This window comes from Archangium sp. (assembly GCF_036388035.1).
GTDB lineage: Bacteria > Myxococcota > Myxococcia > Myxococcales > Myxococcaceae > Archangium.
Genome location: NZ_DASVSO010000377.1, coordinates 1 through 4,984, shown reverse-complemented (window position 1 = coordinate 4,984; position 4,984 = coordinate 1). Strand labels below are relative to the sequence as shown.

5 protein-coding genes are annotated in these 4,984 nt (G+C 71.7%); all 5 read left to right on the top strand.

Annotation, left to right across the window (positions count from 1 at the left end; all coding sequences use genetic code 11):
- Window positions 1-783 (top strand): His/Gly/Thr/Pro-type tRNA ligase C-terminal domain-containing protein (locus VF697_RS15400; RefSeq protein ID WP_331095663.1); only part of this gene is annotated, 783 nt, incomplete at its 5' end.
- A 113-nt stretch (window positions 784-896) separates the two neighbouring features.
- A complete protein-coding gene (locus VF697_RS15395) occupies window positions 897-1,301 on the top strand; it encodes a S24/S26 family peptidase (RefSeq protein WP_331095661.1) in 405 nt (134 codons plus the stop codon).
- Window positions 1,298-1,585, top strand: a complete 288-nt coding sequence (locus tag VF697_RS15390) for a PqqD family protein (protein ID WP_331095659.1) — start codon at window positions 1,298-1,300, stop codon at window positions 1,583-1,585. The genes VF697_RS15395 and VF697_RS15390 overlap by 4 nt, the downstream gene beginning before the upstream one ends.
- Window positions 1,582-2,091 carry a hypothetical protein gene (locus VF697_RS15385; RefSeq protein ID WP_331095657.1) on the top strand — a complete coding sequence of 170 codons (510 nt, stop codon included), beginning with the start codon at window positions 1,582-1,584 and terminating at the stop codon, window positions 2,089-2,091. The genes VF697_RS15390 and VF697_RS15385 overlap by 4 nt, the downstream gene beginning before the upstream one ends.
- A gap of 1 nt (window position 2,092) precedes the next feature.
- A partial coding sequence (locus VF697_RS15380) for a PQQ-binding-like beta-propeller repeat protein (protein WP_331095655.1) occupies window positions 2,093-4,984 on the top strand: 2,892 nt, incomplete at its 3' end.

The window sequence follows — 4,984 nt, the reverse complement described above, 5'->3', positions numbered from 1 at the left end:
TATGCGTGCCGGCCCGTCTACCAGACCCGGCTCGTGGAGTACCTGCGCGGCCACGTCAACGAGCTGTGCGGCGACTGCCAGAAGCGGTTGGAGCGCAACCCGCTGCGCGTGCTCGACTGCAAGCAGGAGCGCTGCCAGCAGATCGCCAACGCCGCGCCCAACATCCTCGAGTCCCTGTGCGAGCCGTGCCGTGCGCACTTCGACGAGGTGCAGCGCAAGCTCACCGCGCTCGACATCAAGTTCGTGGTCAACGCGCGCATCATGCGCGGGCTCGACTACTACACGCGCACCACCTTCGAGTTCATCGCCTCGCACCCCGCGCTGGGCACCGCCAGCACCGTGGGCGGCGGCGGTCGCTATGACAAGCTGGTGAAGAGCCTGGGCGGGCCCGACGTGCCCGCCGTGGGCTTCGGCCTCGGGTTGGATCGGTTCTGTCTGTTGCTCAAGCAGAGCGGCCAGGCGTTCTCCCAGCCCGCGGACCTCTTCATCGCCGTGGCGGACAAGGGCTCGGCGGACGCCGCCTTCGTGCTCGCCAGCACGCTGCGCCGCGAGGGCCTGCGCGTGGAGTTCGACACGCGCGGCGGCAGCCTCGGCAGCCAGATGAAGCGCGCCGACAAGGTGGGGGCCCGCTACACGCTGGTGCTCGGCCAGAACGAGCGCGAGAGCGGCAAGGCCCAGCTCAAGCCCATGGCGGGTGGAGAGCCCCTCGCCGTGGAGCTCGCCCATGTGGCCCGTACCCTGCGTGAAGCGCTCTCCCGGTCCTCGACGCCCTCGGCCTCCTGAGCCGCGGGGAAGGGGATAGTCGGTAAAGCCCGCCAGACCCTCGACAATTCAAGGGTTTAGACGGGCGGCGATTTGGGGTGTTGCCGGAGTGACGGTAGAATCGCACTCCAGCCATGCCTCGGCACTTGACGCACCCAGAGCAAGAGGGCCCGTGCTGGATTCCCATCCGGGGAGACAGCATGTGGCCCTCTTTGCGTTCGGGGGACGTGGCGCGCGTGGAGCCGCTGACGGAGTCTCCCCGGCCCGGCGAGGTGGTGGTCGCGCGTTTCGCCCACGCGCTGGTGGTGCACCGCGTGCGCCGCTGTGAGGCGGACGCCTGTGTGCTGCGCGGGGACAACGTGTCGGCGGAGGATCCGCCCCTGCCTCGCGCGCGGCTGCTGGGACGGGTGAGCCTCGTGCGCCGTGGTGGCGAGGTGCTCGCGCCCGCGCGGTGGGACCGGGGGCCGCTGCCCTGGGGCCGCTGGCGCGTGGTGGTGAAGCGCGGGCTGGCGGCGCTGCTCGGACGGGGGCGCCCATGAGCTTCCGGGCGGACAGCATTCCCCGCCGCCGCGAGGGCGCGGACGGTCAGCGCTTCGGCGAGGACTTCGTGGTGTTGGACCCGGACGGCCACATGCTTCGGGGCCTCAACGAGACGGCCTCGCGCGTCTGGGAGCTGGTCGACGGCCGGCGCACCGCGCGGGACATCGCCAGCGTGGTGGCGAGCGAGTACGGCGTGGACGTGGAGCGGGTGCTCGGGGACTGCCTGTCCTTCCTCGAGCGGCTCCTGGGACAGGGACTGTTGGACGCGGAGGTGCATCGATGAGAGTGCTCATGATGGCGTCGGTGGTCCTGCTGCTGGCCGCGTGCGCCGAAGGCCCCGTCCCGACTCCCGACGAGCCGGGGGAGACGCCGCTGCCTCCGGTGGAGTCCGGGCCCGTGGTGCTCGCCGAGGTGTCGTGGAATGGCATCACCCCGCAGGTGCGGCCCACGCCGCCGCTGCCCCCGGTGGTGGGCGTGGCGGACGTCACCTACGTGCCCGAGGGCGCGCGAGGCCTGTCCGAGGTGACGTCGGTGGAGGTGCGGCTGCGCGTGAGGGGCATCGTCAACGCGGCGTCGGTGGACGCGGAGTTCCTCGCCCCCGGCCCTGCGGCGTACGAGCGACGCACCCGCGCCGTCGAGGCCCTTCCCACCGAGGAGCGCGAGCTCGTCTTCAGCCTGCCGGTGGCCGCCACCCACATCCCCACCCACGGCCTGAGTGGCTCCTGGGAGGTGCGCTTCTTCGTCGATGGCGCGCCCCTGACCACCACCGCCTTCACCCTGGAGCGCTGACGTGAACGCCCGACTGCTCGCGCTCCTGTCCCTGCTGCTGCCCACCGCCGCGCTCGCCCAGAACGCGTGGACCGTCACGCCCGTCGACGGCTCCTCGGTGATGGGGGAGATCTCCTCGCTCGTCTTCGAGGTGCGCAACGCCTCCACCAGTACCCGTCCCATCAACGAGGTCAGCCTCGCGGTCGATGGCACCGCCTATGACGTCGACGGCGGGGATGCTCCGGTGGGCTGGACGGTGAGCACCATTGATCGCAAGGAGCGCCGCATCACGTACTCGGCGAGTGGCGCCTGCGCGCCCGGGCCGCTGGGGCTCGCGCCGGGGGCCTCCGTGCGCTTCACGCTGCGGCTCGTGGGGCTCGCCGCCAACGCCGACACCACCGACACGCTGCTGGCCGGCAACGCCAGCAAGAAGGCGAGCGAGGCGCGCGACACCTGCTCCGGCACCACCTTCTCCGGTGATCCGGCCCTGGCGCGCTGGAAGCGGGTGGGCCTGTCCGCGAGCCTCTCCGTGCTGCCGCGCACCCTCCAGCTCGGGGGCAATGTCTCCGTGCAGCTCGTCGTGGTGAACCGCTCGCTGGTGACCCAGAGCGGCATCACCCTACGTGGCCCCGGGGTGGTGGGCAGCGCCACGTTCAACAAGACGGTGGTGGCCTTCTCGCCGGCCTCGCTCTCGCTCGCGCCCGGGGCCACCGGGGCCTTCACCGGCAAGCTCCAGGCCACGGGGGAGGGGACGTCCATCCTCCAGGCCTCGGCGGGCAACGCCGCGGTGAGCTCCGCGCAGACCTCCTCGCTCCAGGTGAACGTGAGCAGCTTCCCGGCGCTCATCGAGGCCCTGCCCTCCAGCATCGCCCCCGGCGACACGGTGACGGTGCGCCTCGTGGTGTCCAACCCCTCCACGAGCACCTACCGGGAGGTCGTGCCGCGCGCGCCCCTCTTCGTGGGGACGGCGACGCCCTCGCCGCTGAGCGGCCCCACGCCCCCGAGCGCCACGTCGCTCAGCCCGGGCGCCTCCATCTCCTTCGTCTGGAAGTACCGCATGGACGGGCCCATCGGCTCCACCTTCGAGTTCCAGGGCCAGGCGGACGCCACTCGCGACGGCGTCTCCCTCTCCACCGGTCCGGTGGTCTCCGCGCAGGGGCGCATCGTGGAGCACCGGCTGGCCCTCGAGCCGGCCTCCCTCATCTCCGGCGCGAGGAACAAGACGCTCCGCTACACCCTCTACAACGGCGGCACGGTGGAGATCCGCTCCGTGAAGCTGCTCGTGCCGGACACGACCTTCTTCACCGTCTCGGGCACGCCCTTCGCCAACGACGCCAGCGGGTGGACCCGGAGCACCACCAGGGGCTACACGTGGACGGCCCCCACCGGAGCGCCCGGCATCACCCCGGGCTCGCAGAAGACCTTCGCCCTCGACTACGCCGCCATCGGCACCGTCGCCAGCGACACGGCCTTCAGCCACCAGTTGGAGCTGACGCAGGTGAGCGGCACCACCACCAACACCCTCCGCGTGGACGCGCCCGTCACCCTCTTCGTCAACCGCGTGCTGCCCGAGGTCGAGTCCCTCGTGGCGCTCGCCGGGCCCCAGCGCAACACGCTCCTGTGGAGCAACCCGGCCGATCATGACGGTGTGCTCGTGCTGCGTGCCGTGGGCTCCGCCCCCAACACCGCCCCCGAGCCCGGCCGGCGCTACGCCCTGGGCGAGTCGCTCGGCAATGCCACGGTGGCGTACTCGGATGAGCTGAGCGTGGCCTCCTCCTTCGCCGACACCGGGCTCACCGATGGCACCGCGTATGTCTACCGGGTCCACAACCACGACGCGCTCTACCGGTACTCGCCCGGCAACGCGCCGCAGTCGCTCGGACTGAAGTCGACGCCCACCGGTCGCGGACCCGGCCAGCCGCTGTGGTGCTACAGCGTCGGCTTCTCCACGCTCCAGCAGCCCATCACCGAGCTCGGCGTGGGCATCTTCAGCTCCAACACCTCGGGCCGCGTGACGGCCAACCTCACCCACACCTCCACCCCCGTGCTCGATGGCAACGAGCGCTGGCGCCCCGTGCAGCTCCAGGGCGCCGTGCAGAGCCGCTTCCCCATCGTCCCGCTCTCCGGCCTGCCCGGGCAGTACATCCTCACCGGCGACCAGGCCGGCTTCACCTACGCCATCCGCACCGACACCGGCGAGGTCCTCTGGCGCGGCGCCTCGCTCGGCGCCATCCAGTCCTTCCCCGTGGTGCAGCTCTACAACACCACCGCCACCACCGCGGCCTACAAGGCCGCCTTCCCCGGGAAGGATCTCGCCTTCTTCGCCACCCGGCTCGGCACCGGCACCGCCAACAAGGTGGTGGCGCTCAATGCCGCCACCGGCGCCCCCGTGTGGACGTACGCCCCGGGGGACCTCGGCATGGTGAGCGGGGGCATGTTGATCGACTACCCCAACAACCGCCTGTACGTGGGCGCTCGCTCCAACGGCGGCTCCCTGGCCTCGCTGCGGGTGCTCGACAGCCTCACCGGCACCGAGCAGGCCCGGCTGTCCCTCGGGGACATCGACTTCGGCCTCGTCCGCTATGGCTCGGCGCCCCTGGCGCTCGTGACGAACAGCGACGGCACCGTGTACGGCATCGACATGACGAAGCTGACGGTGGCCTGGAGCGCGGCCGTGGCCACCCGCCCCTCGGCCTCGGTGCCCGCCTTCTCCCAGTTCGCCCGGCCGGTGACGAACGGCTTCGTGGTGAGCGTCCTGGGCGCCTCCGACGCGGAGGGCCGGGTGGAGCGCTGGAACCTCACCACCTCCTCCACGGGCACCACGGTGACGAAGCTCTGGTCCACCCCCATCCCGAGCCCCTCCGGCACCTTCTCGTACACGAGCCCGAGCGGCGTGCAGCGCCTCTACGTCGGC

What these genes read in the sequence shown, in the direction of transcription:
- VF697_RS15395 (WP_331095661.1), top strand. Translation starts at nt 897, where the DNA reads ATGCCTCGGCACTTGACGCACCCAGAGCAAGAGGGCCCGTGCTGGATT.
- VF697_RS15390 (WP_331095659.1), top strand. Translation starts at nt 1,298, where the DNA reads ATGAGCTTCCGGGCGGACAGCATTCCCCGCCGCCGCGAGGGCGCGGAC.
- VF697_RS15385 (WP_331095657.1), top strand. Translation starts at nt 1,582, where the DNA reads ATGAGAGTGCTCATGATGGCGTCGGTGGTCCTGCTGCTGGCCGCGTGC.